Consider the following 26270-nt stretch of genomic DNA (forward strand, 5'->3'; position numbering starts at 1 on the left):
CGCACGTTGCCAGTGCAATTCGCGTCATATGACGGCGAGTTCGCTGCCAACTGGAACGTGCGCGGCGTGCACCCGACGGACCCTGGCGTGCACCGGGCGGCCCCGGCCCCATTCATGAACGCCGTATGGCAGTCCCGTTGCAGCGGTGGCGGTGGTCTTGAGCAAGGTCATCGCCACCGCCTACCGTCGAGGTCAGCAGCAAGAAGCGCAGCGCGAGAAGAGCAGTAGGAGCAGTAGGAGCAGTAAGAAGCGCAGCTTGGCCGTGTGCCCGAGTGGTTGAGGGATTCGCCTGCAAAGCGAAGCACGCCGGTTCGATTCCGGTCACGGCCTCCAAGCAGTGGTCATCAGGGGTCAGCGGTGCAGGGCGCTGCCCTCCCGCCACTCCTTCCACGGCACGTTCCAGTCGCCGTAGCCGTTCCCCGGTGCCACCGTCTCCTTGGAGCCGGTCACCCTGACGACGTCACCGGGGATGACCTCCTCGAAGAAGCGCCGTGCCGTTCCGTCGGTGGCGAGGCCTATGCAGCCGTGCGTGACGTTGCTGTTGCCCGCGTACGTGTCGGCCTTCGGGTTCTCGTGGAGGTAGGTGCCGGACGTCGTGAGATGGACGGCGTAGTTGTAGTAGTCCTTGTAGGCGTCCGCGTAGCCGACGGTCCTGGAGTCCATCAGGACGCTGCGCTGCTTGTCGGAGACCACCATCGTGCCGTTCCAGGTGTCCATGCCCGGGGCGCCCGCGGTGACCGGTACGCGACGCGTCGTGCCGTCCTTGGTGACCTTCATGGTGTGGGTGCGCACGTCCACGGTGGCGATCAGCGACCGGGCGACCGTGAAGCGGCGCACGGTGTCCGCGCCCACCCGCACCGTGACCTCGGTGCCGGGCTTCCAGTAGGTCCTCGGGCGGTAGTCGACGCGCTGCCCCTCGTGCAGGTTGCGGTCCTTCACCCAGCTCCAGGAGCCGGTGGTCGGGGTGCTCGTCCGGACGCGCAGGCGCTTCTCCACGGCGGCCCGCTCGGCTGCCGGGACGGGCCGGGCGAAGGTCACGGACACCGGCATGCCGACGCCCACCCGCTGCCCGTCGGCGACGTTGACCCGTACGCCGTTCCCGCGCAGCGCCGCGGGTTCCACGACGGGCTTCGCCCGCTCGGTGGACGCCCCCGCGTCGCCCCTCCCCCGCTCGCCCGCCCCGGCCGTCGACGCCGCCCGCCCGTCGTCGCCCGTTCCCCCGTCCCCGGAGCCGCCCGCGCAGCCCGCGAGCACCGCCGTGCAGAGTGCCGCGCAGAGCGCCGCCGCGGCCGCCCCTCGCACGCCGTGCACGCCCTGTGCGACGTGCGTGCCGTGCACGGCACGCCGGGTTCCGGTGGTGTGTCTGGTCATTGGTTCCCCCCCTGCGGGCCCTGTCGGCCCTGTCGGCCTTGTCGGCCCTGTGCGATGTTCCTGTGGTGTGTTCCGGCCACAGCCGGTGTGCTTCCATGTACGCCTCCCATACGCACGGCGGACGACGCCGGGTTGCATGGTGCTTGCGGGAAATTTCGGGGCGGGCGGCCGGGACGGGCGACGCGGTTGCGGCAAGGGACGGCGGGGGCATGACGGAGGACGAGTTCGACGCGTTCTACGCGTCCGCGTTCCCCCGTGTCGTGGGCCAGGTCTACGCCCTGACCGGCGACCACGGGCAGGCCCAGGACGCCGTCCAGGAGGCGTTCGTACGGGCCTGGGACCGGCGGCGCGAGTTCAGCGCCGTCGACGCCCCGGAGGCCTGGATCCGCACGGTGGCCATGCGGATCGCCGTCAGCCACTGGCGCCGGGCACGCCGCTGGCTCGAACTGGTCCGCCGCACCCCGCCGCCCGAGCACGCTCCGGGGCCTGCGGTCGAACACCTCGCCCTGGTCGAGGCGCTGCGGCGGATCCCGGACGCGCAGCGCCTCGCGATCGTGCTGCACCACCTGTGTGACCTCAGCGTGGAGCAGGTAGCCTCCGAGACCGGCGCCCCCACCGGCACCGTCAAGGCCCGGCTCGCCCGCGGCCGGGCCGCCCTGGCCCGGCACCTCGCCGTCAGCGAGGACGACGTGCTCGACGGGGCTTCCGGGACTTCCGGGACTCCCGGGACTTCCGCACGAGGTGTACGGGGTGTACGGGGTGACGGTGCGGTCTCCGGCAGGAGCGGCGGTGCGGCCTCCGGCAAGGACACCGGTGCGGCCCCCGCCAGGAGCGGTGGCGACGACCGCGTACGGAGCGGGAAGGAGGGCGACCATGTCCGATGAGCCGAGGAACGGCCGACCGTCCGGCGACCCCGCACGCCGACCCGCGCCCACGCCGACACCCGCCCGGGCGCCCGCCCCGGCACCCACGCCCGCCCCGGCCCCGGCCCCGACGGCCCCGGAGCACCTCTCCACCGCCCTCCGCGACCTCGCCGAGAGCGGCCGCGCCCCCGCCCCCGGCACCGGCGCCCAGGTGCGGCGGCGCGCGCAGGCGCGCAGGCGTCGGCGGCGCACCGTCGTCGCGGGCGGAGCCGCGGTCGCCGCCGGTGCGCTGGTGTTCGGGCTCGCCGCAGGTCTCGGCGGTGACGACGGCTCCGGCCCCACGCCTGTGGCCGCTCCCTCGTCCCCCGCCGCGACGGCCGCCGCCGCCCCCGCCGTCGCCGTCGATCTCGCCGAGCGGACGCTGACCGTGCGCGGCCGCACCCTGCCTGTCTCGTCCGGCACCGCACGCCACCCCACGAAGCCGGGTCGCATGACCGTCGTCGCCAAGCACCGGACCAAGCGGCTCTCCGGCGCGTCGGTGGGCTTCGGCGGCGAGTACGACCTGACGCTGCCGTGGGTCGTGGAGCTCCGGGACTCCGGCGGCCGTACGAACTACCTCGTCGCCATGACGTACGACGACAGCGCGCCCGGTACCAGGGACATCACCCGGGGCTGGCTCGGGCTGCGGCCCGACGACGCCAAGTGGCTCTACGGGCAGATCGGTTCGGGGTCCGCGGTGACGATCGAGGGCACCGCGCCCGCCGCTCGGTGACGGCGCACGACGCGCACGACGCGCGAGACGCGCGAGACGCGCGAGACGACGGGAGCCCCGCGGAACGACGGCGAGGGGCGGCCCCGCTCGGGACCGCCCCTCCGGTGCCGCGCCCTGTGCGGCACCTCTTCGATCAGTGAGCCGGGATCAGCCCCAGCCCGTGTCCTCGTCCCCCATGATTCCCCCGTGATCGTGACGTAGTTGCTCGGGACACCTTCTGTGGTGCTTCTTCTGTGGTGCTTCTTCGGTCGTGCACTTCGGTGGTGCACTTCGGTGGTGCACTTCGATGGTGCCTTGCAACTGCCGTATACCAAAAGGGATTTATGGGGGGACACCGTGCCTGAGGCGTCATCGCGACCTAATGGGCACCGGTCGGTGACATTCCGCTCTCAGGCCACCGCCGCCTCGCCGAGGCGCGCCAGAATCGCGTCCACCGTCCGGTCCACGGTCAACTCCGAACTGTCCAGCCACAGTCCGATACGCGGCGTCGTCGCGCGGAACCCCTCGTCCAGGGCCTCCACCGTCCACTGCCCGTAGCCCGTCTTGCCCCGGGCGGCCTCACGTTCGGCGACCGCGGCCGGGCGGGGGGCGAGCACGACGACGTACAACGGACGGGTCCGCACCAGGCCGGCGTACCGCTTCAGCTCCTCGCCGAGGATCACGTCCTGGACGATCGCGGTGAAGCCCGCGGCGGCGTACGCGTCCGCGGTGGACGCCGAAAGGCCGTAGCGCAACCGGAGTTGGGCCTCCGCCTCGGCGCCCGCGCCCGGCGCGTACTCCTCGCGCCCTGAGACGATCATGCGGCGGAACACGTCGCCCCGGACGTGCGCCGCCCGCGGCAGCCGCTCGGCGAGGGCCTGCGCGACCGTGGACTTCCCGGCGGCCATGATGCCGGTGATGACGACGACCCCTTCAGGGTGATCCTCGAAACGGGTCTCCTGGCGGGCTTCCCGGCGGGCTTCCTGGTGCCCCTCAGGGCTCGTTGCAGCACTCACACTCGCGAACGTAGCGCAACGCGCCCCTCGGCCTCCTCCCCATTTCCGGGGCCCATGGGCCTGGGCACACGCGCCGGGGCACACGCGCCCGAGCCCTGTCCGGGGGGACTACACCAACTCCGCCCCCACCGCCGCCTGCGGCCTGATCGGCAGCCGGTTCACCGGCCGCCCCGTCGCCGCCCGCACCGCCGACGCCACCGCCGCGGGCGCCGTGACCACGGGCACCGCGCTCGCCGCCTTCGCGCCGAAGGGGGCGACCACGTCGCGCTCCTCGACGAGTTTGACGATGCGGATGTCGGGCGCGTCCAGGGCCGTGGGCAGCGCGTACCCCGTCAGGTCGGGGTGGCGCACCAGGCCGCGCGGCGTGCGCAGGTTCTCCGTGAGGGCCGCGCCGACGCCCTGGGTGACGCCCGCCTCGATGCGGACCCTGAGCTGCGCGGGGTTGAGGATACGGCCCACGTCCTGGGCGACGGCCAGCTCCACCACCCGTACCGAACCGATCTCGATGTCGACGTCCACGACCGCGCGGATCGCGCAGAAGGCCATGCCGACGAACGCGTCGCCCTGGCCGTCGGCGTCGAGCGGCTCGGTGGGGTGCGGGCGGCACTGCGCCGTCGCCCACAGCTCCTTGCCGTCCATCGCCTCCTCGACGGTGGTGGAGAGGACTCCGTCGTACGAGGTGATCTTGCCGTCGGCGATCTGGAGCAGCTCCGTCGACATGCCGAACTTGTGCGCGAGGGGCTGGAGCATCTGGGTGCGCACCATCTTCGCGGCGCGCTCGACCGCACCGCCGGACACCCAGGTGTGGCGGCCGTGGCAGCTCGGGCCCGCGGGCGGCTGGTCCGTGTCGACGGGGGCCACGCGCACGTCGTCGATGCCCAGGGTCTCCTGGACGATCTGCCGGGCGAGGGTCGCGAAGCCCTGGCCCGTCTCGACGGCCGCGCAGATCACCGTGGCGGCGCCGTCGTGGACCTTCACCGTGGCCGTGGAGACCTCGTCGGCGCCCTCGGCGCCGAGGAGCTGGACCATGCCGAGGCCGTAGCCCACGCCGCGCCGCACCGCCGCGGGTTCGCCCGCGCCCTCGGGCCCGCCGGGCAGCAGCCAGTCCTCCTGCGGGGTGTCCTTGGGCAGCTCGGGGAGCGGGAAGTCCCGTACGGCGTCGAGAAGTTCGGCCACCGGGGCCGGGCAGGTCACCGTCTGGCCCGTGGGCAGGATGTCACCGGTCGCCATGGCGTTGCGCAGCCGCAGCTCGGCCGGGTCGGCGCCGAGCTTCTTGGCGAGCTTGTCCATCTGCGCCTCGTAGGCGGCGCAGACCTGGAGGGCGCCCTCACCGCGTACGTGGCCGGACGGCGGGTTGTTCGTACGGACCGCCCAGCCCTCGATGAAGGCGTGCGGGACGACGTAGGGGCCGCAGGCGAAGGAGACGGCGGCGGCGAGGGCGTCGGCGGAGGTGTCCGCGTACGCGCCCCCGTCGAGCAGGATCTGCGCCTCCACCTTCACCAGTTTGCCGTCCGCGTCCGCGTGGTGACGGTAGCGCAGGAGCGTGGGGTGGCGGTGGGCGTGGCCGAGGAAGGACTCCTCGCGGGTCGCGGTGAGCTTGACGGGGCAGCCCGTCCTGAGCGCGAGCAGGCCGAGGGGGAGCTGGAAGCTGGCGTCCTCGCGGTCGGCGCTGGCGCCGGGCACGCCCGTGACGACGATCTTGACCTGTTCGGGGGCGAGGCCGTAGCAGGCGGCCGCCCGGTCGCGGTCGCCGTGCGGGTCGGTCGACGCGGTGTACAGCTCGACGCCGCCGTCCGGGCGCGGCACCGCGAGCCCCGCCTCCGCGCCGATGGGCGCCGGGTCCTGCCTGCCGATGCGGTAGAGGCCCTCGACGACGACCTCGCCGGCCGCCTCCGGGTCGCCGTGGCGCAGCGGGATGTGCCGGATGAGGTTCCCGTCGGGGTGCAGGGGCGGGGCCTCGAAGGACTGCTCGGGGTCGGTCACCGGGTCGAGCAGCTCGTACTCGACGATGATCGCGGCGGCGGCCATCCGGGCGGTGTCGGGGTGGTCGGCCGCGACGGCGGCGATGGCCTCGCCGTGGTGGCGCACGACCTCGGCGGCGAACAGCGGCCGGTCGGCGGTCTTCCGGCCGTGCAGCGGCCGGCCCGGCACGTCCTCGTGCGTGACGACGGCGCGGACGCCCGCCATCTCCTGCGCGTGCGTGACGTCGATGGACACGATACGCGCGTGCGCGTGCGGCGAGCGAAGCACGGCCGCCCACAGCAGGCCCTCGGCCCACAGGTCGGCGGCATAGGGGAAGGTCCCCTCGGTCTTGGCCCGCAGGTCCGCCGACGGCAGCGAGGAGCCGACGCCGTGCGGCAGCTGCTCGGTGCCCGGCGCGGACGCGGCGACGGTCTCGTTGCTCACGCCTGGCCTCCGTCCTGGTCGTACGGGCCTGCCTGGTGCGGTACGCGCGGCGCGCCCGCCGCCGTCCCGTCCTGACCGAAGTGCCCTTCCTGCCCGCCCGGGCCGCCCTGGCCGCCCTGGCCGTCATGCTCTTGGGCCGCGGCGCCCTTCGCCCGGCGCTCGGCGACGACGTCGCGCACCGCGTCGAGCACGCCCCGGTAGCCGGAGCAGCGGCACAGGTTGCCGCACAGGGCGCGGCGGGTCTCCAGGTCGCTGGGGGCGGGGTTGCCCTCCAGGAGGTCGTGCAGGGTCATCGCCATGCCCGGTACGCAGAAGCCGCACTGCACGGCACCGCAGTTGGCGAGCGCGCGCTGCACGTCGGAGGGGCTGCCGTCGACGGCGAGGCCCTCCACCGTGCGCACCTCGCTGCCCGCCGTGGTGGCGGCGGGCACCAGGCAGGACGCGACGAGCCGCCCGTCCACCTGGACGTTGCACGCCCCGCACTCACCCTGCGAGCAGCCGTCCTTGGCCCCCGCGAGCCCGAGCCGCTCCCGCAGCACGTACAGCAGCGACTCCCCGACCCAGGCGTCGGTGACGGGCCGGTCGGCGCCGTTGACACGCAGGACGTAGGACACGAGGGGGTGTTCCTCGTGCGGGTGGGCGGGCTGCTCCTCCTCGGGCGGCGCGGGCTGCTCCTCCTGGGCGAGGGCGGCGCGCTCCTCCTGGGTGAGCGGGGCCTGTTCCTCCTGCGTGGGGGCGGCTTGCTCCTCCGGCGCGAGGGCGGCCCGCTCTTCCTGCTCCTCGTCCTGCTTCGGGGTACGGGGCTCGGCGGGGGCGGTTTCTTCGGCGAGGGCGTCCGTGTCGGGGGCGGAGGTGTCCGGGACCTCGGCCTCTGGGGCTTCGGCCGCTGGGGCTTCGGCCTCTGGGGCTTCGGTCTCCGGGGCTTCGGTCTCTGGGGCTTCGGCCTCCGGGGTGCGGTCGGCGTCCGGGGCGAGATCCGCCTCCGGGGCGAGGACCCCCTCCTCGACGGGGTCCGGCTGCGCCTCCGGTTCTTCCGGCTCCTCGGGGGCCTCCAGGGCCTCCGGCTGCTCCGGTGTCTCCGGCTGCTCCGGTGTCTCCGGCTCCGGGGCGAGGTCGCCCTCGAAGACACCGACTTCGTCGTGCAGGTGGTGCAGGTCGTGCACGTCGTGCGCGTCCTGCACGACGTCCGCGTCATCCGTGCCGTCGGCGTCGTCCGCCACGAGGTCCTGGACCTGGACGGGTACGGAGTCGTCGGCGAGGTCGTCCGCGAGGTCGGCGACGTGCGCGGGGTCGATCCCGTCTGCGAAGTCCGCGTCCGGCCCCGGGTAGGCCTCGTGCACCGCGGGGTCGAAGGTGTCGAACCCGGGGTCGTCCGCGTGCGCCGGGCCCGCGGTGGGCCCGGGGTCGTGAGCGAGACCGGCGCCGTGCCCGAGGTCCGCCGCGTGCACGGGCGACGCGCCCCCGTGCGCGAAGTCGGCGCCGGGGGCGAAGTCGCCGCCCTGCCCGAAGTCCGCGCCCGCTTCGTGCGCGAAATCTGCGTCGTGCGCGAAGTCCGCTTCGTGCGCGTCGTGCGCGTCGTGCGCGAAGTCCGCGTCACGCCCGAAGCCGCCCTCGTGCCCGAAGTCGCTCTCCTGCGCGAAGTCGCCGTCGCGCCCGAAGTCGCCCTCGTGCGCGAAGTCGCCCCCGTGCGCGGAGTCACCCTCGCGCGCGAAGTCGGTTTCGTGTGCGGATGCAACGCCGTGTGCGAGTTCCGCCGCGTGCGCCGCGGTGGCGTCCGCCGCCTCGGCGGCGTGCTGCGCCGACTCGTGGACGGCCGTCTCCAAGCCGTGGCCCTGGCCGCGGTCCTGCCCGGCCGGGTCGCCCTCCGGCCCCGCCGGACCGAGGGAGCCGTCCGGGCGGCGGGTCACGACGAACAGCTTGGCCGTCCGTTCGAAGGGCGTCTCCTCGGTGCCGTGCTGTCCGTGCTGTCCGTGCTGTCCGTGCTGGCCCTGCTGTCCGTGCAGTACGGGCGCCGGCCCGGAGGGGGCGTACCCGGCCGCGTACGCGGAGGACTGCGGAGCCTGAGGGGCCTGCGGGGCTTGGGAATCCTGAGGGGCCTGAGGCGCCTGAGGGGCCTGCGGGGCGTCCGCCGGCGAGGTCGGCCACGACGTCGCCCAGGGCGCGGGCGCCCCACCGGGCAGCGTGGCGGGCGGCGTGCCACCCCCCGCCCAGGAGCCCAACGGCGAGTGGGCGGGCGGGATTCCGTCCCCGGCGAGCGCGGACGCCGCGTACTCGCCGGACTCGTCCGGCAGATCGCCGTCCGCGACGGGGATCGACCACTGCCCGGTCACGTCGTGCGGCGCGGGCGCGGGCGCATGCCCGTGCGCGTGCCCGTTCCGCGCGCCCTCCTGCGGGGCGGCGGCGTCCGGGAACGACCACTGACCGGTGGCCCGGGGGTCGTAGGGGTCCCCGGCACCGTCGCCCGGGAGCTGCTGCTCCGAGTGCGGCGCACCGAGCTGGGTGCTGCCCGGCTCCGGCCAGCGCACGGCGGCCTGCGGGTCGACGGGCGACGCGGGCGCGGCGGCGGGCGCGACGCCGGTGATCTCGGGCGGCAGCACCCACACGCCGGTGGACGCCGGGTCGGTGGCGTCGGATGCCGTCGGCGTGACCGTTATCTGCGGCGGCACATAGCCGTGTCCTGGCGCGGCGAGCGGTGTGCTCACCGCGTCGGCGGCGCCCTCGGGCAGCTGCACGAACGCGGTGGCGTCCGCGTCGTACTCGCCCTGCGGGTGCGGCTGCCAGCCGCTGGTGCCGTTCCTCTGTCCGTCGGTCACGACAGCGCCCTCCCCAGTGCTCGTCGGGCCAGTGCGGCGACGGTGCGCCGCAGGTGCAGTACGGCGGGCGGCAGCGGCTGTGCCGTGCCGTCCTCGGCGGGCGGGTGGTCCGGGATGCACGCGGCGGCGACGTACTCGCCGAAGGCCGTCAGGGCCTCCGGCACCAGGCCGCGCTCGCCGTCCCAGTCGATGAGTCCCGCGACCCACTGCTCGGCCTCCAGGGGCCGCAGCGGCATGGGCGCGATGGCGCCGACGGCGCATCGCACGCCCCTGCGCGCCGGGTCGAGCACCAGGGCGACGGACGCGGTCGCGCGCCCCGGTCCGGTGCGCCCGGTCGCCTTCAGGAAGACCTGCGGGGCGTGCAGCAGGGGCACGCGGACATAGCCGATGAGCTCGCCGGGGGCGAGCATCTCCATGCCCGCGAGCAGGTGGGAGACCGGGATCTCGCGGCGGGCGCCGCCGGGACCCGCGATGATCAGTACGGCTTCGAGCGCGGCGAGCACGGGCAGCGAGTCGCCGGTGGGCGCGGCCGAGGCGATGTTGCCGCCGAGGGTGCCCGCGTTGCGGATCTGCGGCGGCCCCGCGGCGCGCGCGGCGGCGGCGAGCGCCGGAATGAGCGCCGCGAAGTCCGGGCGCCCCATCCGGGCGTGCGTCAGTCCGGCTCCGAGGAGTGCGTGTCCGTCCTGGTACTGCCAGCCGCGGATCTCGCTGATGCGGCCGAGGCCGACGAGCGCTGCGGGACGGAGCTGGCCGGCGTTGACCGAGGACATCAGGTCCGTGCCGCCCGCGACGGGCACGGCGGCGGGCAGGGCGGCGAGCGCCGCGACGGCCTCGTCGAGCGTGACAGGCAGCGTCACAGACTGCGCCCCCTGCGCCGCCCGCGGTGCGTGCGTGGTCAAAACCGGCTGCCCCTTCCCGATGACCCGGCGGCTTGCGCGCCGTCTCACCGTTACGCCTGTTCCGCCGTACGGTACGTGCTCACAACCCGGACGTGGCAACTCTGGCACATCTTCGCCGGGCCCCGGCGCGGGGGTCCGCTAGGAGACGTTCGTCCGCAGACCTGGGGGATATGCCGTTTTCGCACTCCCTCGCCGGTCAGCGGGAATTGCCACTCTTCGGTGATCCTTGTACGGCTTCCTCCCGGCGGTCCGCGGTGTCACCGCGGACCGCCGGGAGCACGGGCTCGGGGGTCGCCCTCACACCATCGGGGGCAGCCCCTCGATCGGGCGTCCGCCCCCGCCGGGGCGCTGCTGCCACGGCAACGGACCGCCCGGCGGGCGGTAGTCGACGCCCAGCGCGTCAAGTCGCGCATAGTGTGCGGTCATTCGCCGTTCGAAATCGGCGAAGTCGCGCTCCGCGGGCGCCGGGAGCGTACGCCAGGCGACTTCGGCGAACGCCGCGAGCCTCGGAAAGACCTGATAGTCCACGCGTCCGTGGGACTCCATCACTTCGGTCCACACGTTGGCCTGGGTGCCGAGGACGTGCTCGGCCTCCTCCGCGCTGAGCTGCGCGGGCACCGGCTCGAAGCGGTAGACGTCCTCCAGGGTGCGGACCCAGCCGATGGGCACCGGCTCGTCGGGGCCGCCGTGCTGGCGGTGGTCCAGATAGACGTGCTGCTCCGGGCACATGACGACGTCGTGGCCCGCCTGGGCGGCCGCGATGCCGCCGCTGTAGCCGCGCCAGGACGAGACGGCCGCGCCCTCGGCGAGGCCGCCCTCCAGGATCTCGTCCCAGCCGATGAGCCGACGGCCGCGCGCGGAGAGCCACTTGTCGAAGTGCCGGATGAACCAGCTCTGCAGCTCGTCCTCGTTGCTGACGCCGAGCTCCTCGATGCGCGCCTGCGCGGCGGCGGAGTCCTTCCACTGCTCCTTGGGGCACTCGTCGCCGCCGACGTGGATGAACGTCGACGGGAACAGCTCCAGGACCTCTTCGAAGACGCCCTCGTAGAAGCGGAGCGTGTGGTCGTTGGGAGCGAGGACGTTGGGCGTGACACCCCAGGTGTCCCAGACCCCGAGCGCGGCGGTGTCGATGACGTCGGTGTTGCCGAGCTCGGGGTAGGCAGCGATGGCCGCCTGCGAGTGCCCGGGGATGTCGATCTCCGGGACGACGGTGATGTGCAGCGAGTCGGCGTACGCGACGATCTCGCGGATGTCGTCCTGGGTGTAGAAGCCGCCGTGCGGCTTCTCGTCCCACAACTCCGACTGGCGGTGGCCCCACTTGGTGCGCGAGCGCCAGGCGCCGACCTCCGTGAGCTTCGGGTAGCGCTTGATCTCCAGGCGCCAGCCCTGGTCGTCGGTGAGGTGGAAGTGGAAGACGTTGAGCTTGTGCGCGGCCAGGAGGTCCAGGTAGCGCAGGACCCCCTCCTTCGGCGTGAAGTGCCGGGACACGTCCAGCATCATGCCGCGCCAGCCGAACCGCGGGGCGTCCTCGATGACGCCCTGCGGGACGGTGTACTCGCGCCCCGGCGCGATGGGCGCCCGGCGGAACGCCGCCGCACCGAGGAGCTGACGCAGCGTCTGCGCGCCCCAGAAGACACCGGCCGCGGTGCCGCCGCGGATCTCGACGCCGTCGCCGGTGACGGTCAGGCGGTACGCCTCGGCCTCCAGTTCGCTGTCGAGGCGGAGGGCGACGGAGCCCGGCGCGCCTTCCGCGCCGGGCGCGAGCGGGAGCCGCAGTGCGGCACCGAGGGTGCCGCGCAGCCAGTGTTCCGTGGTCTGCGTGCCGGGTCCTGCCCAGAGCGTGGTCGACGCGTCGAGAACGAAGCCGTCGCCACCGGGCCCCTCGGCGCGTGCGGGCGCCGGGATCAGTTGCTCAAAGGTCATGGGAGGAGGCTGCCATGCGATTGCAGCCTGCAAAAGGGTCGTTGCGCGGGGTGCAACAGCCCGCGAGGAAGGAGCGAGCCATACGCGCCACGCCCCGGCGCGGCGGGGCCGACAGTAACGGGCAGGCGGGGGGAAACCGCCGCAAAGCGGCGCAGAGCTCGCAGCCCGCCACACACAAGCGGGCCCCCGGTACGCACAGCACCTGCGCGTACCGGGGGCCCCGAGTGGTCGGCCGACCGGGAGGGTGGCTACTTCTTGCCGCCGTCCTTGCCGCCCTTGTCCTTGTCGCCGCCCGCGCCCATGGACTCGTAGATCTCCTTGCACATGGGACAGACGGGATACTTCTTCGGGTCGCGGCCGGGGACCCACACCTTGCCGCAGAGCGCCACGACGGGCGTACCGTCGAGAGCGCTCGCCATGATCTTGTCCTTCTGGACATAGTGCGCATAGCGCTCGTGGTCGCCGTCACCGTGCGACACCTGCGGCGTCGGCTCTACGAGGGTCCCCGTACCTGCCCCGCGCTCGGGCTCGGGCTCAAGAGTGCTCATAGCTGCCAAGGGTACTCACGCCGGGCGCGCCCCGGCAGCGGCCGCCGCCGGGGCCGTCCGGGTGCGACCCGTGCGGCGCGCACGCGCCCCGGGCGGGTGCGGCGCGAGCCCGACGCGTCAGTTCAGGGACGCGTCGTCCGGGTACGTCGCCACCATCGCCAACTCGCTCCGCTGACGGCGCAGCACCGCGCGCCACAGCCGTTCCGGTACCGGTGAGGACACGTCGCCCGGCTCGGACTCGACGACGTACCAAGCCCCTTCGGCCAGTTCGTCCTCCAGCTGGCCCGGCCCCCAGCCCGCGTACCCGGCGAAGATCCGCAGGCTGCCGAGGGCGGAGGCGAGCAGCTCCGGCGGGGCCTCCAGGTCGACGAGGCCGATGGCGCCGTGCACCCGGCGCCAGCCGAGGGGGCCGTCCTCGCCGGGGATCACCGCGACGCCGAGGGCGGAGTCGAGCGAGACCGGGCCGCCCTGGAAGACCACGCCGGGCGCGCCCGCGAGGTCGCCCCAGCCCTCCAGGATGTCCTCGACGCCCACCGGGGTCGGACGGTTGAGCACCACACCGAGGGAGCCCTCCTCGTCGTGGTCGAGGAGCAGCACCACCGCACGGTCGAAATTGGGGTCCGACAGGGCCGGCGTGGCCACGAGCAGCCGCCCTGTGAGCGAGGACACCTCGGTCATGCCAGACATGATCCCGCATCACGGGCCCGGACGGGGAGGCAATGGGCCGACGCGGGGGAACCCAGCTCAGGGGGTGCCGGGGCGCCTGGGACGCACTGCCTGTCCAGTGACCGTGAGCGTCCGGTTCCGTACGGTTCGTGTTGTAGCGGAGTCATGACGTGTCTGAGGCCGCCTCGGGCTTACTCAAGGGGGGTACGCGGCCATTACGCTTGCCCTTTGATCCCCCCGTCCACCTCTTCGGAACGCGAGATTCATGACCGTCACCGGCACCCAAGACGTACTGCTTGTCCACGGCGGCACCCCGCTGGAGGGTGAGATCCGTGTCCGCGGCGCGAAGAACCTCGTGCCCAAGGCCATGGTCGCCGCCCTGCTCGGAAGCGCGCCGAGCCGGCTGCGCAACGTCCCCGACATCCGTGACGTGCGCGTCGTACGCGGCCTGCTCCAGCTGCACGGGGTGACGGTTCGCCCCGGCGAGGAGCCGGGCGAGCTCGTCATGGACCCGTCGCACGTGGAGAGCGCGAACGTCGCCGACATCGACGCGCACGCGGGTTCCTCGCGCATTCCGATCCTGTTCTGCGGGCCGCTCCTGCACCGCCTCGGGCACGCCTTCATCCCGGGCCTCGGCGGCTGCGACATCGGCGGCCGGCCGATCGACTTCCACTTCGAGGTGCTCCGCCAGTTCGGCGCGACCATCGAGAAGCGCGCCGACGGCCAGTACCTGGAGGCCCCGCAGCGGCTGCGCGGCACCAAGATCCGGCTGCCGTACCCGTCCGTGGGCGCCACCGAGCAGGTGCTGCTCACGGCCGTCCTCGCGGAGGGCGTCACGGAGCTGTCCAACGCCGCCGTGGAGCCCGAGATCGAGGACCTGATCTGCGTCCTGCAGAAAATGGGCGCGATCATCGCGATGGACACCGACAGGACCATCCGCATCACCGGTGTGGACACCCTGGGCGGCTACACCCACCAGGCCCTGCCGGACCGCCTCGAGGCCGCCTCCTGGGCGTCCGCGGCGCTCGCGACCGAGGGCAACATCTACGTCCGCGGCGCCCTGCAGCGCTCGATGATGACGTTCCTGAACACCTACCGGAAGGTGGGCGGTGCCTTCGAGATCGACGACGAGGGCATCCGCTTCTGGCACCCGGGCGGCCAGCTGAAGTCCATCGCCCTGGAGACGGACGTCCACCCCGGTTTCCAGACCGACTGGCAGCAGCCCTTGGTGGTGGCCCTGACGCAGGCCACGGGCCTGTCCATCGTCCACGAGACGGTGTACGAGTCCCGGCTCGGCTTCACCTCCGCGCTCAACCAGATGGGCGCCCACATCCAGCTGTACCGCGAGTGCCTCGGCGGTTCCGACTGCCGCTTCGGGCAGCGCAACTTCCTGCACTCCGCGGTCGTGAGCGGCCCCACCAAGCTCCAGGGCGCCGACCTGGTCATCCCGGACCTCCGGGGCGGCTTCTCGTACCTGATCGCCGCCCTCGCGGCCCAGGGCACGTCCCGGGTGCACGGCATCGACCTGATCAACCGCGGCTACGAGAACTTCATGGACAAGCTCGTGGAACTGGGCGCGAAGGTCGAGCTGCCGGGCAAGCCGGCAAACTGAGGCCGGGCCGGGAGAACCCAGCCCGGCCGGCGTTTGCGGCCATCTTTTAGGCGGCACGCAGAAGGGCGGCCACCCCGCACGGGGTGGCCGCCCTTCGCTGCACAAGGCCAGAGGACTGCTTACTTGCCCTTTGCCGCTTCCTTGAGCTTGGAGCCCGCGGAGACCTTGACGCTGTAGCCGGCCGGGATGTTGATCGGCTCGCCGGTCTGCGGGTTGCGGGCGGTGCGAGCGGCACGGTGCGTGCGCTCGAAGGTCAGGAAGCCGGGGATGGTGACCTTCTCGTCGCCCTTGGCAACGATCTCGCCGACGGTGTCGGCGAACGCGGCCAGCACGGCGTCGGCGTCCTTGCGGGTCACCTCGGCGCGGTCGGCCAGCGCGGCCACCAGCTCACTGCGGTTCATGTTTGTACTCCCGTGTTCTTCTTGCTGTTGAGGCGTGCCACGCGGCGGAGCCGCATACCGGGCACAGCGAAGCCGATGCTGCCAGGGTCCTCAGGCGAGCCCCGGACCGGGTCCCCGTCGGACCCTCGCGCCCAGAGACGCATCCTGCCCCCACCTGCGGCGGGAAAGCCAATCCGGCACCCGTGGGAGTCACACGAAAAGCGCCGCTTTCTCGGCTGGGTGCCTCGAAATGGTGACGCTCCGTCCGCTCCCGGTGCCGGACCCGAGTGCCCTGGCGGACCGGCCTGGGGGCCGGCGCAGGGCCCTTGGGGGCCGGGTAGGGCCGCGCGGGCCCCCAGGCCCGCGTCCCGCCACCCTAGAGGGCCGTCACGGGCGCCGCGTTCCACGACGCGCCGTGCGGTCAGGCCGTGGTACCCGTCACAGCGGCCCCCGCCGCCTTGGCGGCGCCGCGCACCGCTCCGGCGACCGCGCCCGCGACCTTGTCGTTGAAGACGCTGGGGATGATGTAGTTCGGGTTCAGCTCGTCCTCGGTGACCACGTCCGCCAGGGCGGTGGCAGCGGCCAGCATCATTTCCGTGTTGACCGTACGCGACTGGGCGTCGAGCAAGCCACGGAAGACACCCGGGAAGACCAGGACGTTGTTGATCTGGTTCGGGAAGTCGGAGCGGCCCGTGGCCACAACTGCCGCCGTCTCGCGGGCGATTGCGGGGTCGACCTCCGGGTCCGGGTTCGCGAGCGCGAATACGATCGCGTCGTCCGCCATGGCCGCGACGTCGTCGCCGCCGAGCACGTTCGGGGCCGACACGCCGATGAACACGTCGGCGCCCACGACGGCCTGCTTGAGGGTGCCGGTGACGCCCTCCGGGTTGGTGTTGTCGGCGATCCAGCGCAGCTGCGAACCCTGCTCGGTGTCGGCGGCGGAGGACGCCAGGTCCTCGCGGCCCGCGTGCACCACGCCGTGGATGTCGGCGACGACGGCGTGCTTGACGCCCGCGGCGAGCAGCAGCTTGAGGATGGCCGTGCCCGCGGCGCCGGCGCCGGACATGACGACGCGGACGTCCCCGATACCCTTGCCCACCACGCGCAGCGCGTTGGTCAGGGCGGCGAGCACCACGATCGCGGTGCCGTGCTGGTCGTCGTGGAAGACCGGGATGTCGAGGGCCTCGCGGAGCCGGGCCTCGATCTCGAAGCAGCGCGGCGCGGAGATGTCCTCCAGGTTGATGCCCGCGAAGCCGGGCGCGATGGCCTTGACGATCTCGACGATCGCGTCGGTGTCCTGGGTGTCCAGGCACAGCGGCCAGGCGTCGATGCCGGCGAAGCGCTTGAAGAGGGCGGCCTTGCCCTCCATGACCGGCAGTGCGGCCTTCGGGCCGATGTTGCCGAGACCGAGCACCGCGGAGCCGTCCGTCACGACTGCGACGGAATTACGCTTGATGGTGAGGCGGCGCGCGTCCTCGGGGTTCTCGGCGATCGCCATGCACACGCGGGCGACGCCCGGCGTGTACACCATGGAGAGGTCGTCGCGGTTGCGAATGGGGTGCTTCGACTGCATCTCGATCTTGCCGCCGAGGTGCATCAGGAACGTACGGTCGGAGACCTTGCCGAGGGTGACGCCCTCGATGCCGCGCAGTTCCTCGACGATCTCGTCGGCGTGCGCGGTGGAACTCGCCGCGATCGTCACGTCGATGCGCAGCTTCTCATGGCCGGACGCCGTGACGTCGAGGCCGGTGACGGAGCCGCCGGAGGACTCCACGGCCGTGGTGAGCTGGGAGACCGCGGTTCCGCTCGCGGGCACCTCCAGCCTGACCGTCATCGAGTAGGAGACGCTGGGCGCCGTTGCCATGGCGGACTTCCTCTGCTTTCACCTTGTAGCTGTTGCCGTTCGATCGTCGCACCTACCCCTGAGTACGCGGTAGCCGCATCGGATTACGAACGTTTTGTTCACTCCACTTTTGGAAAACGACTTCCACCATACGAGAAGTTGCTGGAAACAGAAAGAGGGGAACGCGAAGAGGTCCGCGTCACCCGGTGGAACCCGGTGACGCGGACCTCTGCACTGGCGTTGAGTGACACCGACCCGCCATGCTCGCCTCGCGGCAAGTGGTCGCTCGTAGCGACGAAGGTTGGGCCCGGGGGCTTGGATCGGGCCGGTGCCACATCAAAGGTAACAAACGAACCCCGTAAGGCAATTCCCCTCACGCGAATTCGGCCTCGGCACACGGCGCGCCGCCGTGACGGTCACCCGCGCGGCCGTCACGACGGCCCTGCGCGCGGTCACTCGCGCAGCAGGTCCGGCACGCCCCGCTCGTCCGGGTCGTCCCGTTCGCCCGACAGGACGGTGAGCTGCTGAGTGGCGCGGGTCAGCGCCACGTACAGCACCCGCAGGCCCGCCGGGGACTCGTCGGCGATCTCGGCGGGCGACACGACAAGCGTCGCGTCGTACTCCAGGCCCTTGGCCTCCAGGCTGCCGAGGGCGACGACGCGCTCGCCGAGCCCGGCGAGCCAGCGGGCCGCCTGCTCCCTGCGGTTCATGGCCACGACCACGCCGACGGTGCCCTCGACCCGCTCGAGGAGGCGGGCCGCCTCGTCGCGCACCGCCCGGCCGATGGCGCCGTCCCGGCCGCCGCTGTCCCTCGCCGCGCGGCCGACGACGGCGAAGCGCGGCTCGATGCCGGTGGAGCGGACCGCGGACGGCGACTCGGAGCCCGGCATGGCGAGGGCCAGGACCTTCGCGGCGAGCTCGGCGATCTCGGCGGGGTTGCGGTAGTTGACGGTGAGGGTGAAGCGGCGGCGCGGGCGGGTGCCGAGGGCCTCGTCGCGGGCCTCGGCCGCCTCGTCAGGGTCCGACCAGGAGGACTGCGCCGGGTCGCCGACGACCGTCCAGGTGGCGTGCCGGCCGCGGCGGCCGATCATGCGCCACTGCATGGGCGTGACGTCCTGCGCCTCGTCCACGATCACGTGCGCGTACTCGGTGCGCTCCGCGGCCAGGCGTTCGGCGCGCTCGCGCTGGGACTCCTCGCGCTGCGGCATCAGCTCGTCCAGGCCGGTGAGCAGGTCGAGCGGGTCGAGCTCCTTCTTCTTGCGGGGCCGGTGCGGGGTGCCGAGGACCGCCTGGAGTTCGTCGAGGAGCGCCACGTCGTGCACCGACAGGGCGTCGCGGCGCAGGGAGCGGGCGACCTTGCGGATCTCGCCCGGGTTCAGGACACGGCGCGCCCAGCGGTTCAGGCTGCGTTCGTCGGCCATCGCCGTGAGCACGGCACGCGGGGTCAGCTCGGGCCACCAGGCGTCGAGGAAGGCCAGGAAGTCGTCCTCGGAGGTGATGTCGTCGTCGAACGACGAGCGGAGTTCGGCGGCGAGTTCCGGGTCGTCGTGCCTTCCGGCCGCGCCGGACTGCTCCCAGAGGGCGTCCAGGAGGAGTTTCCTCGCTCGGGGGCGGAGGAGGTTGACGGGGGCCGTGCCGCTCAGTGCCGTCTGGCGGATGCGGGACAGCTGGTCGGCGCCCAGCTCCAGACGGCGGCCGAAGGCCACCACCCGGAGGCGGGTGGGGGTCACCTTCTCCCCCTCGCCGGCGGCGTCGGGCTCCTCCTCGCCGAAGGCGAGTTGCTGGGGGCTCGCCGCCTCCGGGTGCGGGGCGGCTCTCTTCGAGCCGGGCGCCGCCCCGGCGGCACGACTGCCCGCGGCGGAGCGGGGCGCGTCCTGTTCGAGCGCGCCGCGCGCCGCCCTGCGCAGCACCCGTACCATCCGCGAGGAGCCCTTGACACGAGCCACCGCCGGGGTGTCGTACACCGTGGCCTCGATGCCGTCGACCAGGGAGCCGACCGCGCGGATCGCCACCTGGCCCTCCTCGCCGAGGGACGGCAGGACGCCCTCCGTGTAGGCGACGAGGAGCGGGGTCGGGGAGACGATCAGGATGCCGCCCGCGTACCGGCGGCGGTCCTGGTAGAGGAGGTAGGCCGCGCGGTGCAGGGCGACGGCGGTCTTGCCGGTGCCGGGCCCGCCCTCCACGTACGTCACCGAGGCGGCCGGAGCGCGGATCACCAGGTCCTGCTCCGCCTGGATCGACGCCACGATGTCCCGCATGGAGTGGCTGCGGGCCTGGCCGAGCGCGGCCATCAGGGCGCCGTCGCCGATGACGGGAAGCTGCTCGCCGTTCAGGAACGCCGTCAGCTCCGGGCGCATCAGGTCGTCCTCGACACCGAGGACCCGGCGGCCCTTGGAGCGGATGACGCGGCGGCGCACGACCCGCCCCGGGTCGACCGGGGTCGAGCGGTAGAAGGGCGCTGCGGCGGGCGCGCGCCAGTCGATGACCAGCGGGGAGTAGTCCGCGTCGAGCACGCCGATGCGGCCGATGTGCAGGGTCTCGGCGATGTCGGCGACCAGCCGCACCGCGCGGCCGTCCCCGCTGCCCTCGCCGTCGCCGCTGCCCTCGCCGTCCCCGCCGGCTCCCGAGCCGCTGTCGGCTCCGCCCTCCTCCAGTTCCCTGACCGCGCCCTCGGCGGGCTCGACCGCCGTGTACGCGCCGTCGGGCCCCTTCTTGCCGTCCTTGCCGAGCAGCAGGTCGATACGGCCGAAGAGGAAGTCCTCGAACTCGTTGTTGAGCCGGTTGAGATGGACGCCCGCGCGGAAGACCTGCGCGTCCCGCTCGGCGAGCGCGCCCGGCGTGCCGACCTGGGACCGCTTGGCGGCGTCGTTCATCAGGAACTCGGCCTCGTGGATCTTCTCTTCGAGGCGCCGGTAGACCTGGTCGAGATGTTCCTGTTCGACGCTGATCTCGCGGTCGCGTACGTCGGCCACCGGGGCCCCTTTCCTGACGTGCTGCTGCCCGTATTGAGCAGCCGTCCACCGTACGCGAAAGGGACCCCGCTTGTGCAGTCGCCGCCCTGCTAGACGTCCACCTCCACCAGCCGCTCGCCGTCGAACGTGCGCACTTCGAAGTGGTCGATCTCGTTGCGGTCGAACGCGGCGCCGCCGTGCACGTACAGCGGGCTCCGCGACCCCTGGTGCGGGCTGTCCTCGATGCCGTAGCCCCACCGGGGCACCGACCAGGTCGTCACGGTCTCCTTCTCGCCGTCCTTGCCGACCGCGATCAGCGAGCACTTCAGCGGGCCCTTGACGTTCTTCAGCTCCAGGACCGTGTGCGTGCCCCAGGCCTTCTCCTCGGTGCCCACCGTCGCCGTGACCTTGGTCCTGGGGTCGGTGGCGGCCCTCTTCGTCTCCATGTGGTGGAAGAAGGCGTCCTCCGCGGGCGACGTCGGGTGCGGGTCGCCCGCGCGGTCCTCGATCCCGCCGCCGCCGTCGTCCGCGGTCGCCACGATGACCGCGAGCGGACCGCCGATGATCAGTGCCGCGGCCGCCGCGACCAGGTACATGGAGCGCCTGCGCCCCTGGGACCGCTTGGCCGCGACCTCGTCCACCAGGCGGTCCGCGAGCTCCGGGCCCGGCCGGGCGTCGAGCTGTTCGCCGATCCGGGGCGTGCCGCGCCGGTGGGCGCCGCCCGCGTCCGGGGGCGCGGGGAGACCGTTGGGGGGTCCGGGGAGACCGGCGTCGGGGAAGTCGGCGAGGGCGGCGAGCATCGGCTCCATGCCGGAGAACTCCTCCAGCTGCCGCGCGCAGAGGTCGCAGCCCGCCAGGTGCGCCTCGAACTCGGTGGCCTCCGCGTCGTCGAGGATCCCGAGGGCGTAGGAGCCGACGGTCTCGTGCACGTCACCCGAGCCGGGGCCGGAGCTGGAGCCGCCGCCGGGGAGCCACGGATCCTGCCCGTGCCCGTGACCGTGTGCGTCGTACGGCGTACTCATGCCGTCACCCCCCGCTCCTCCAACGCGAGCTTCATCGAGCGCAGCGCGTAGAAGACCCGCGAGCGCACCGTCCCGCTGGGTATACCCAGTGTCTGTGCCGCCTCATTGACCGTACGCCCTTTGAAGTAGGTCTCGACAAGTACCTCCCGGTGCGCGGGAGTCAGGTCCTCCAGCGCGTCCGAGAGGGTCATCAGCCACAGCGCCTTATCGATCTCGTCCTCCGCGGGGATGACCTCCAGCGGTGACGGGTCGACCTCCTGCGGCCGGGCCTGCCGGCTGCGGTGGCCGTCGATGACGATGCGACGTGCGACCGTCACCAGCCAGGGGCGTACCGAACCGGTGGCCCGGTTGAGCTGACCGGCGTTTTTCCAGGCACGGATGAGCGTTTCCTGTACGACATCTTCGGCCCGCTGCCGGTCGCCCGCCACCAGGCGGAGCACATAGGCGAGAAGTGGTCCCGCGTGCTCCCGGTAGAGCGCGCGCATCAGTTCCTCGTCGGGCTCCGGCGCGGGAGTCGGCGTCAGGCGATGTCGTCGGTGTGGGCGTTCATCGGCCACGGCGGAATCCTTGCGCACGGCTGCCTCCGCTGTCCGCTGTTCGTCTCGGCTGCCCGTCCCGGCCGTGCTCCGCGCGGGGTCGGCGCAGTCGGTCCTGTCGGCTGGTCACCTTGGACGTACGGAGCGGGCGTCGCGCCCGTTCAAGGAGCGGAGCTGTTTTTGCCGCGAGGGGGGTTCCCTCAAGCGCGTGCGAGGGCCGCGCGTCGCCGGTGTCGCGCCACCCGTTCGCGGTTGCCGCACACCTCGCTGGAGCACCAGCGCCTGCGGCGGCCCCGCGAGGTGTCCAGGTACACGATGGTGCAGTTGTCGCCCTCGCACTGGCGCAGGAGCGAGCGCGCCACCGGGTCGGTGAGCAGTTCGACGGCGTCCCTGGCGACGGCGGCGAGGAGCGCCGGGCGGCCGGGGACGCCGTGCAGGGCGCGGGCCAGGGAGCCGTCGGCGAGCCGGACGGCGCGCGGGGCGGGCGGTGCCCCCGCGGCCAGGGCGTTGACGCGGGCGAGCGCGGTGTCGGCGCGCCGCCCGACGAGCTCGGCACGGACCAGCAGGGCGATGTGGCCGCGCAGTTCGCGGAAGGCGACGAGACAGGACGGGTCCACTCCCGGCAGCGGTGTGCCGGGCGGGACGAGCCCCGCGCCGGCGAGCCAGTCCCGCAGCCGCTGCACGCCGTCGAGCCGTTCCACGGGATGACTGGTCGCGAGGAGGTCGAGACAGGTGCGGCCCGCGTCGAAGCGCAGGTCCTGGAGAGCGGGGGGCGCCGCGGAGGGCGCCATCGGCGTGGGAGGGCGCGCGGGCGGGCGCCCGGGGGTGCGCGCCGGAGTGCCGGGGGGAGGGGACGCCGAGCGGGACACAGAAGGGGACGCAGACTTGGACGCACCCAACACCATGCGCCTTTCACCGCCTTGGGGTGTGCCGGTGAGTGCCGTACCCCTACAGTGCCCGCCCGCGGGCCCCACCGGAACCCCTGCCACCGGCCCGCGCGTGTGCCGGTCCGGTGCGGGCACACGCGGATGTCCCGCGCAGACGCACGCGTATGCCGCCGCGCGCCTCGGCCATGGCTGCCGCGGGTGCCCGGCGGTTGACTCGGTGCCATGAGCCGAAACGACCTGACGGTACGTCCGCTCCGGGGCACCGGGGTGCTCCTGGGCGCCGCCGCCGTGACCACGGGCCTGAGCGCCGGGACCTTCTACACCTTCGCCTGCGCCGTGATGCCGGGCCTCGCCCGCGGCACGGACCGTACGTACATCGAGAGCATGCAGCACATGAACGCGGCGATCGAGAACCCGGTGTTCTTCCTGAGCTTCCTGGGGGCGCCGCTCCTCACGGCCGCGGCGGCCTGGCGGCTGCGGGGCTCCGGCGGTCCCGCCACCCGGTGGGTGCTCGCGGCCCTGGGCGCGTACAGTGTCGCGTTCGTCCTCACCGTCGCCGTGAACATCCCGCTGAACGAGCGGCTCGCGGACGCGGGCGACCCGGCGCGGATCGGCGATCCGGCGGCGGTGCGAGCGGACTTCGAGGACCCGTGGGTGGCGTGGAACGCGGTGCGCGCGCTCCTGACCACGCTCGCCTTCGGCTTCCTCGTCCGGGCGCTCGTGCTGTTCGGCGGGCGGCGGGAGGCGGGGCGTGCGGACGTGGCGGGGAACACGGAAGGGGCGGGGCGCGCGGACGCGGCGAGGAACACGGAAGAGGCCGGGCGCGCGGACGCGGCGAGGAACACCAAAGGGGCCGGGAACGCGGAGGGGGCGGGCGCTCAGTCCGCGTACTTGGACCCGGCGCCGGGCACCGGGTCGAGCGCGAGCCGGTAGCCGCGCTTGACGACGGTCTGGACGAGCTTCGGGGCGCCGAGCGCGGTGCGCAGCCGGGCCATCGCGGTCTCGACGGCGTGCTCGTCGCGGCCCTCGCCCGGCAGCGCGCGCAGCAGCTCGGCGCGCGCGACAACCCAGCCGGGCCGCCGGGCCAGGGCCCGCAGGAGCGCCATCCCGGCGGGCGGCACGGCGCGCAGCTCACCGTCGACGAGCACCGCGTGGCCGCGGATCTCCACCCGGTGCCCGGCGACCGGAAGCGCCCGCGCCCGCCCCGGCAGCTCCTGGCAGAGCACCTGTACGAGCGGCCCGAGCCGGTACCGCTCCGGCTGCACGGTGTCCACACCCCGGGTCTGGAGCGCGAGCGCGGTGACGGGGCCGACACAGGCGGACAGGACGTCGTGCCGGAGAGCGGCCGTCAGCCCGCCCGTCATCCCCCGCTCGTCGGCGCGGGCGAACAGCGAGGCGGCGGCGGGCGCGGAGGTGAAGGTGAGCGCGTCCACACCGCGGGCCACGACGGCGTCGAGGAGCCGGTCGACGGGGGTGAGGTCGGCGGGCGGCAGCCAGCGGTAGACCGGGACGAGGACGACCTCGGCGCCGCCCGCGCGCAGGGCCTCCACGAACCCGGGCAGCGGCTCCCCGTGCAGCTGCACGGCGACGCGCCGCCCGTCGACGCCCTCCGCGAGGAGCCGGTCGAGCACCTCGGCCAGGGACTCCGACGACGGCGACCAGGTTTCGGTGAGCCCGGCGGCACGGATGGCGCCCTTCACCTTCGGCCCGCGGGCGAGGAGCTCGACGCCGCGGAGCCGGTCGAGCAGCGCCTCACCGTGCCCCCACCCGTCGGCGGCCTCCACCCACCCACGGAACCCGATGGCGGTGGTGGCGACGACGACGTCCGGCGCGCGGGCGGTCAAGTCCCTGGTGGCGGCGAGCAGTTCGCTGTCGTCCGGGAGCGGCACGATGCGCAGGGCGGGTGCGTGCAGGACGGTGGCACCGCGCCGCTGGAGCAGCGCGCCGAGTTCGTCGGCGCGGCGGGCCGCGGTGACGCCGACGGTGAACCCGGAGAGGGGCCCGTGCTGCTGGCTGACGTTCATGCCGCCGAGCGTGCCAACGGCCGGTGACGGCGGCGGATCACCAGGATGTCCTGCGTGTTACGGGTGACGGGTCACGCGTGGCCGGGGTGACCCAGATGTCGCGTCGCCGCGTCACACCTCGGCGTAGGCGTGCCGCGCGTCGTTGCCCGCGGCGGAGGTGGATGAGGGGTCCGGGGCGGCCGGGCGGCGCAGGTATACGGCCCAGGTGACGGCGGTGCAGAGGGCGTAGCAGACGAGGAAGGAGAAAAAGGCACCGGTGCCGGCCCCGGCCGCCTCCGCCGCCCCGGTCGTCCCCGCGCCCCCTCCCCCTCCCGCGCCCGCGCCCCCTCCCGCTCCCGCTCCCGCTCCCGCTCCCGCTCCCGCTCCCGCTCCTGTACGGAACGCCTCGCGGAAGGCGAGGTTGATGCCCAGGCCGCCGAGCGCGCCGACGGCGCCGATGAGCCCCATGGCGGCCCCGGAGAGCCGCCGCCCGTACCGCGCGGCCTCCTCCCCCGCGAGCCCCGCACGCACGGCCTTGGCATGGAAGATCCCGGGAATCATCTTGTAGGTCGACCCGTTCCCGAGCCCGCTGAGCACGAAGAGCACGACGAACGCGCCGGTGAACAGGGCGAGGGACCCCCGCTCGGACGCCACCACGACGACCGCGGTGGCCGCCGCCATGGCCGTGAAGTTCCACAGGGTGATGCGGGCCCCGCCGAACCGGTCGGCGAGCCGACCGCCGACGGGCCTGACCAGCGACCCGAGGAGCGGCCCGAGGAAGGTGATCTGGGCGGCCTCCAGAGGGGTGCGCCCGAACTGCGTCTGGAGCACGAGCCCGAAGGCGAAGCTGTACCCGATAAACGACCCGAACGTCCCCACGTACAGCAGCGACATGATCCAGGTGTGCGGGTCGCGGACGGCCTCGCGGGCGGCGCCGGTGTCGTTCCGTACCGTCGCGAGGTTGTCCATGAACAGCGCGGCGAGGACGGCCGAGACGACGACCAGCGGGATGTAGACGCCGAGCAGCAGCCGGGGCCCGCCGCCGGCACCGATGACGGCGAGGGCGGCGAGTTGCATGACGGGTACGCCGATGTTGCCGCCCCCGGCGTTGAGGCCGAGCGCCCACCCCTTCTTCCGCAGCGGGAAGAAGGCGTTGATGTTCGTCATGCTGGAGGCGAAGTTGCCGCCGCCGACGCCGGTGAGCAGGGCGCACACCATGAAAGCGGTGTACGAGGTCCCGGGTTCCATGACCGCGAACGCGGCGACGGTCGGCAGCAGGAGCAGCGAGGAGGCGACGATCGTCCAGTTGCGTCCGCCGAAGCGGGCGACGGCGAAGGTGTACGGGACTCGGACGACGGCGCCCACGAGCGTGGCCATCGACACCAGGAAGAACTTCCCGGCGGCGTCGATCCCGTACTCGGGACCCATGAACAGCACCATGACCGACCACAGGGTCCACACGGAGAACCCGATGTGCTCGGACAGCACCGAGAACACGAGGTTCCGCCGCGCCGCGCGACGCGCGCGCCCTCCCGCTCCCAGAACTCCTCGTCCTCGGGCTCCCACCGCGAGATCCACGCCCGCCGACCGCGCCCGCCCTCGGCGTCCGCCCCCGTAGCGGTCGTCGCCGTGTCCCTGACCGTGTCCTTCGCCCGTATCCTCATTCGCTTCCCCGTCCGCGTCCTCGAACCTCTTCCGCGCCTCCCGGCCGGCGGCGGCTGCTGGTCTCGAAGGTAGGGAGGACGCGTTTCGGCGCTGTGCCGTCGGGTGACTGCGGGGG

18 protein-coding genes, 1 tRNA gene and 2 pseudogenes are annotated in these 26270 nt (G+C 73.4%); 5 read left to right on the forward strand and 16 right to left on the reverse strand.

Annotation, left to right across the window (positions count from 1 at the left end; translation table 11 throughout):
- Nucleotides 1-258 precede the first annotated feature (258 nt).
- Nucleotides 259-333, forward strand: a tRNA-Cys gene (locus tag GPA10_RS08400).
- Between the two features lie 18 nt (nt 334-351).
- Here GPA10_RS08400 and GPA10_RS08405 read toward each other — a convergent pair.
- Entirely contained in the window at nt 352-1371 is a 1020-nt protein-coding gene (locus GPA10_RS08405; RefSeq protein ID WP_157164871.1) for a L,D-transpeptidase, read from the reverse strand.
- A 209-nt stretch (nt 1372-1580) separates the two neighbouring features.
- Between GPA10_RS08405 and GPA10_RS08410 the strand changes: the two are divergent.
- A pseudogene (locus GPA10_RS08410) lies at nt 1581-2060 on the forward strand (SigE family RNA polymerase sigma factor); the annotation flags it as partial.
- Between the two features lie 184 nt (nt 2061-2244).
- Nucleotides 2245-3006 (forward strand): L,D-transpeptidase, encoded by a 762-nt coding sequence (locus GPA10_RS08415; protein ID WP_157164872.1) that lies wholly within the window; start codon nt 2245-2247, stop codon nt 3004-3006.
- Between the two features lie 389 nt (nt 3007-3395).
- Here the strand turns inward: GPA10_RS08415 and GPA10_RS08420 are convergent, their stop codons facing one another.
- The 7 genes from GPA10_RS08420 to GPA10_RS08450 all read right to left on the reverse strand — a co-directional run bounded on the left by GPA10_RS08420 (nt 3396) and on the right by GPA10_RS08450 (nt 13268).
- Complete coding sequence (locus GPA10_RS08420) at nt 3396-3905, reverse strand: AAA family ATPase (RefSeq protein WP_343040549.1); 510 nt, start codon at nt 3903-3905, stop codon at nt 3396-3398.
- 204 nt (nt 3906-4109) lie between these two features.
- The gene (locus GPA10_RS08425) at nt 4110-6407 is read right to left on the reverse strand and encodes a xanthine dehydrogenase family protein molybdopterin-binding subunit (protein ID WP_343040526.1); all 2298 of its coding nucleotides are present in this window, start codon (nt 6405-6407) and stop codon (nt 4110-4112) included.
- Nucleotides 6404-9220, reverse strand: coding sequence for a 2Fe-2S iron-sulfur cluster-binding protein (locus tag GPA10_RS42265; RefSeq protein WP_343040527.1), 2817 nt, complete (start codon nt 9218-9220; stop codon nt 6404-6406). Before GPA10_RS42265 ends, GPA10_RS08425 begins: the two co-directional genes overlap by 4 nt.
- On the reverse strand, nt 9217-10119 hold the full coding sequence (locus tag GPA10_RS08435) for an FAD binding domain-containing protein (protein ID WP_058848395.1): 903 nt from the start codon (nt 10117-10119) through the stop codon (nt 9217-9219). The genes GPA10_RS42265 and GPA10_RS08435 overlap by 4 nt, the downstream gene beginning before the upstream one ends.
- 297 nt (nt 10120-10416) lie before the next feature.
- Entirely contained in the window at nt 10417-12042 is a 1626-nt protein-coding gene (locus GPA10_RS08440; RefSeq protein WP_157164873.1) for a beta-N-acetylhexosaminidase, read from the reverse strand.
- Between the two features lie 248 nt (nt 12043-12290).
- A complete protein-coding gene (locus tag GPA10_RS08445; protein WP_037825937.1) occupies nt 12291-12590 on the reverse strand; it encodes a DUF3039 domain-containing protein in 300 nt (99 codons plus the stop codon).
- A gap of 117 nt (nt 12591-12707) precedes the next feature.
- Nucleotides 12708-13268 (reverse strand): YqgE/AlgH family protein, encoded by a 561-nt coding sequence (locus GPA10_RS08450; protein WP_058848393.1) that lies wholly within the window; start codon nt 13266-13268, stop codon nt 12708-12710.
- 253 nt (nt 13269-13521) lie between these two features.
- Between GPA10_RS08450 and murA the strand changes: the two genes are divergently transcribed.
- Nucleotides 13522-14868 carry a UDP-N-acetylglucosamine 1-carboxyvinyltransferase gene (gene murA, locus GPA10_RS08455; RefSeq protein WP_157164874.1) on the forward strand — a complete coding sequence of 449 codons (1347 nt, stop codon included), beginning with the start codon at nt 13522-13524 and terminating at the stop codon, nt 14866-14868.
- Between the two features lie 119 nt (nt 14869-14987).
- Here the strand turns inward: murA and GPA10_RS08460 are convergent, their stop codons facing one another.
- From GPA10_RS08460 to GPA10_RS08485, 6 genes are all read right to left on the reverse strand, one after another.
- The gene (locus GPA10_RS08460) at nt 14988-15269 is read right to left on the reverse strand and encodes an HU family DNA-binding protein (RefSeq protein WP_058848391.1); all 282 of its coding nucleotides are present in this window, start codon (nt 15267-15269) and stop codon (nt 14988-14990) included.
- A gap of 400 nt (nt 15270-15669) precedes the next feature.
- The gene (locus GPA10_RS08465; RefSeq protein ID WP_157164875.1) at nt 15670-17112 is read right to left on the reverse strand and encodes an NAD-dependent malic enzyme; all 1443 of its coding nucleotides are present in this window, start codon (nt 17110-17112) and stop codon (nt 15670-15672) included.
- Between the two features lie 431 nt (nt 17113-17543).
- Nucleotides 17544-20063: a HelD family protein gene (locus GPA10_RS43335; RefSeq protein WP_343040528.1), complete on the reverse strand. Its 2520-nt coding sequence runs from the start codon at nt 20061-20063 to the stop codon at nt 17544-17546.
- Nucleotides 20064-20152: 89 nt separating this feature from the next.
- On the reverse strand, nt 20153-21064 hold the full coding sequence (locus tag GPA10_RS08475) for an anti-sigma factor family protein (RefSeq protein WP_157164876.1): 912 nt from the start codon (nt 21062-21064) through the stop codon (nt 20153-20155).
- Entirely contained in the window at nt 21061-21639 is a 579-nt protein-coding gene (locus tag GPA10_RS08480; protein ID WP_078965895.1) for a sigma-70 family RNA polymerase sigma factor, read from the reverse strand. The genes GPA10_RS08475 and GPA10_RS08480 overlap by 4 nt, the downstream gene beginning before the upstream one ends.
- A gap of 161 nt (nt 21640-21800) precedes the next feature.
- Nucleotides 21801-22391, reverse strand: a complete 591-nt coding sequence (locus tag GPA10_RS08485) for a CGNR zinc finger domain-containing protein (RefSeq protein WP_058848389.1) — start codon at nt 22389-22391, stop codon at nt 21801-21803.
- A gap of 318 nt (nt 22392-22709) precedes the next feature.
- Between GPA10_RS08485 and GPA10_RS08490 the strand changes: the two genes are divergently transcribed.
- Nucleotides 22710-23420, forward strand: coding sequence for an anthrone oxygenase family protein (locus GPA10_RS08490; protein ID WP_157164877.1), 711 nt, complete (start codon nt 22710-22712; stop codon nt 23418-23420).
- Here the strand turns inward: GPA10_RS08490 and GPA10_RS08495 are convergent.
- Together GPA10_RS08495 and GPA10_RS08500 are read right to left on the reverse strand one after the other, a co-directional pair.
- The gene (locus GPA10_RS08495) at nt 23366-24511 is read right to left on the reverse strand and encodes a uroporphyrinogen-III synthase (RefSeq protein WP_157164878.1); all 1146 of its coding nucleotides are present in this window, start codon (nt 24509-24511) and stop codon (nt 23366-23368) included. The two genes, GPA10_RS08490 and GPA10_RS08495, sit on opposite strands and share 55 nt — an antisense overlap.
- Before the next feature lie 111 nt (nt 24512-24622).
- Nucleotides 24623-26154 (reverse strand): annotated as a pseudogene (locus GPA10_RS08500) (MFS transporter).
- Nucleotides 26155-26270: the final 116 nt, after the last annotated feature.

This window comes from Streptomyces typhae, assembly GCF_009755605.1.
GTDB lineage: Bacteria > Actinomycetota > Actinomycetes > Streptomycetales > Streptomycetaceae > Streptomyces > Streptomyces typhae.

What these genes read in the sequence shown, in the direction of transcription:
- GPA10_RS08405 (WP_157164871.1), bottom strand. Translation starts at nt 1,371, where the DNA reads ATGACCAGACACACCACCGGAACCCGGCGTGCCGTGCACGGCACGCAC.
- GPA10_RS08415 (WP_157164872.1), top strand. Translation starts at nt 2,245, where the DNA reads ATGTCCGATGAGCCGAGGAACGGCCGACCGTCCGGCGACCCCGCACGC.
- GPA10_RS08440 (WP_157164873.1), bottom strand. Translation starts at nt 12,042, where the DNA reads ATGACCTTTGAGCAACTGATCCCGGCGCCCGCACGCGCCGAGGGGCCC.
- GPA10_RS08445 (WP_037825937.1), bottom strand. Translation starts at nt 12,590, where the DNA reads ATGAGCACTCTTGAGCCCGAGCCCGAGCGCGGGGCAGGTACGGGGACC.
- GPA10_RS08450 (WP_058848393.1), bottom strand. Translation starts at nt 13,268, where the DNA reads ATGACCGAGGTGTCCTCGCTCACAGGGCGGCTGCTCGTGGCCACGCCG.
- murA (WP_157164874.1), top strand. Translation starts at nt 13,522, where the DNA reads ATGACCGTCACCGGCACCCAAGACGTACTGCTTGTCCACGGCGGCACC.
- GPA10_RS08460 (WP_058848391.1), bottom strand. Translation starts at nt 15,269, where the DNA reads ATGAACCGCAGTGAGCTGGTGGCCGCGCTGGCCGACCGCGCCGAGGTG.
- GPA10_RS08465 (WP_157164875.1), bottom strand. Translation starts at nt 17,112, where the DNA reads ATGGCAACGGCGCCCAGCGTCTCCTACTCGATGACGGTCAGGCTGGAG.
- GPA10_RS08475 (WP_157164876.1), bottom strand. Translation starts at nt 21,064, where the DNA reads ATGAGTACGCCGTACGACGCACACGGTCACGGGCACGGGCAGGATCCG.
- GPA10_RS08485 (WP_058848389.1), bottom strand. Translation starts at nt 22,391, where the DNA reads ATGGCGCCCTCCGCGGCGCCCCCCGCTCTCCAGGACCTGCGCTTCGAC.
- GPA10_RS08490 (WP_157164877.1), top strand. Translation starts at nt 22,710, where the DNA reads ATGAGCCGAAACGACCTGACGGTACGTCCGCTCCGGGGCACCGGGGTG.
- GPA10_RS08495 (WP_157164878.1), bottom strand. Translation starts at nt 24,511, where the DNA reads ATGAACGTCAGCCAGCAGCACGGGCCCCTCTCCGGGTTCACCGTCGGC.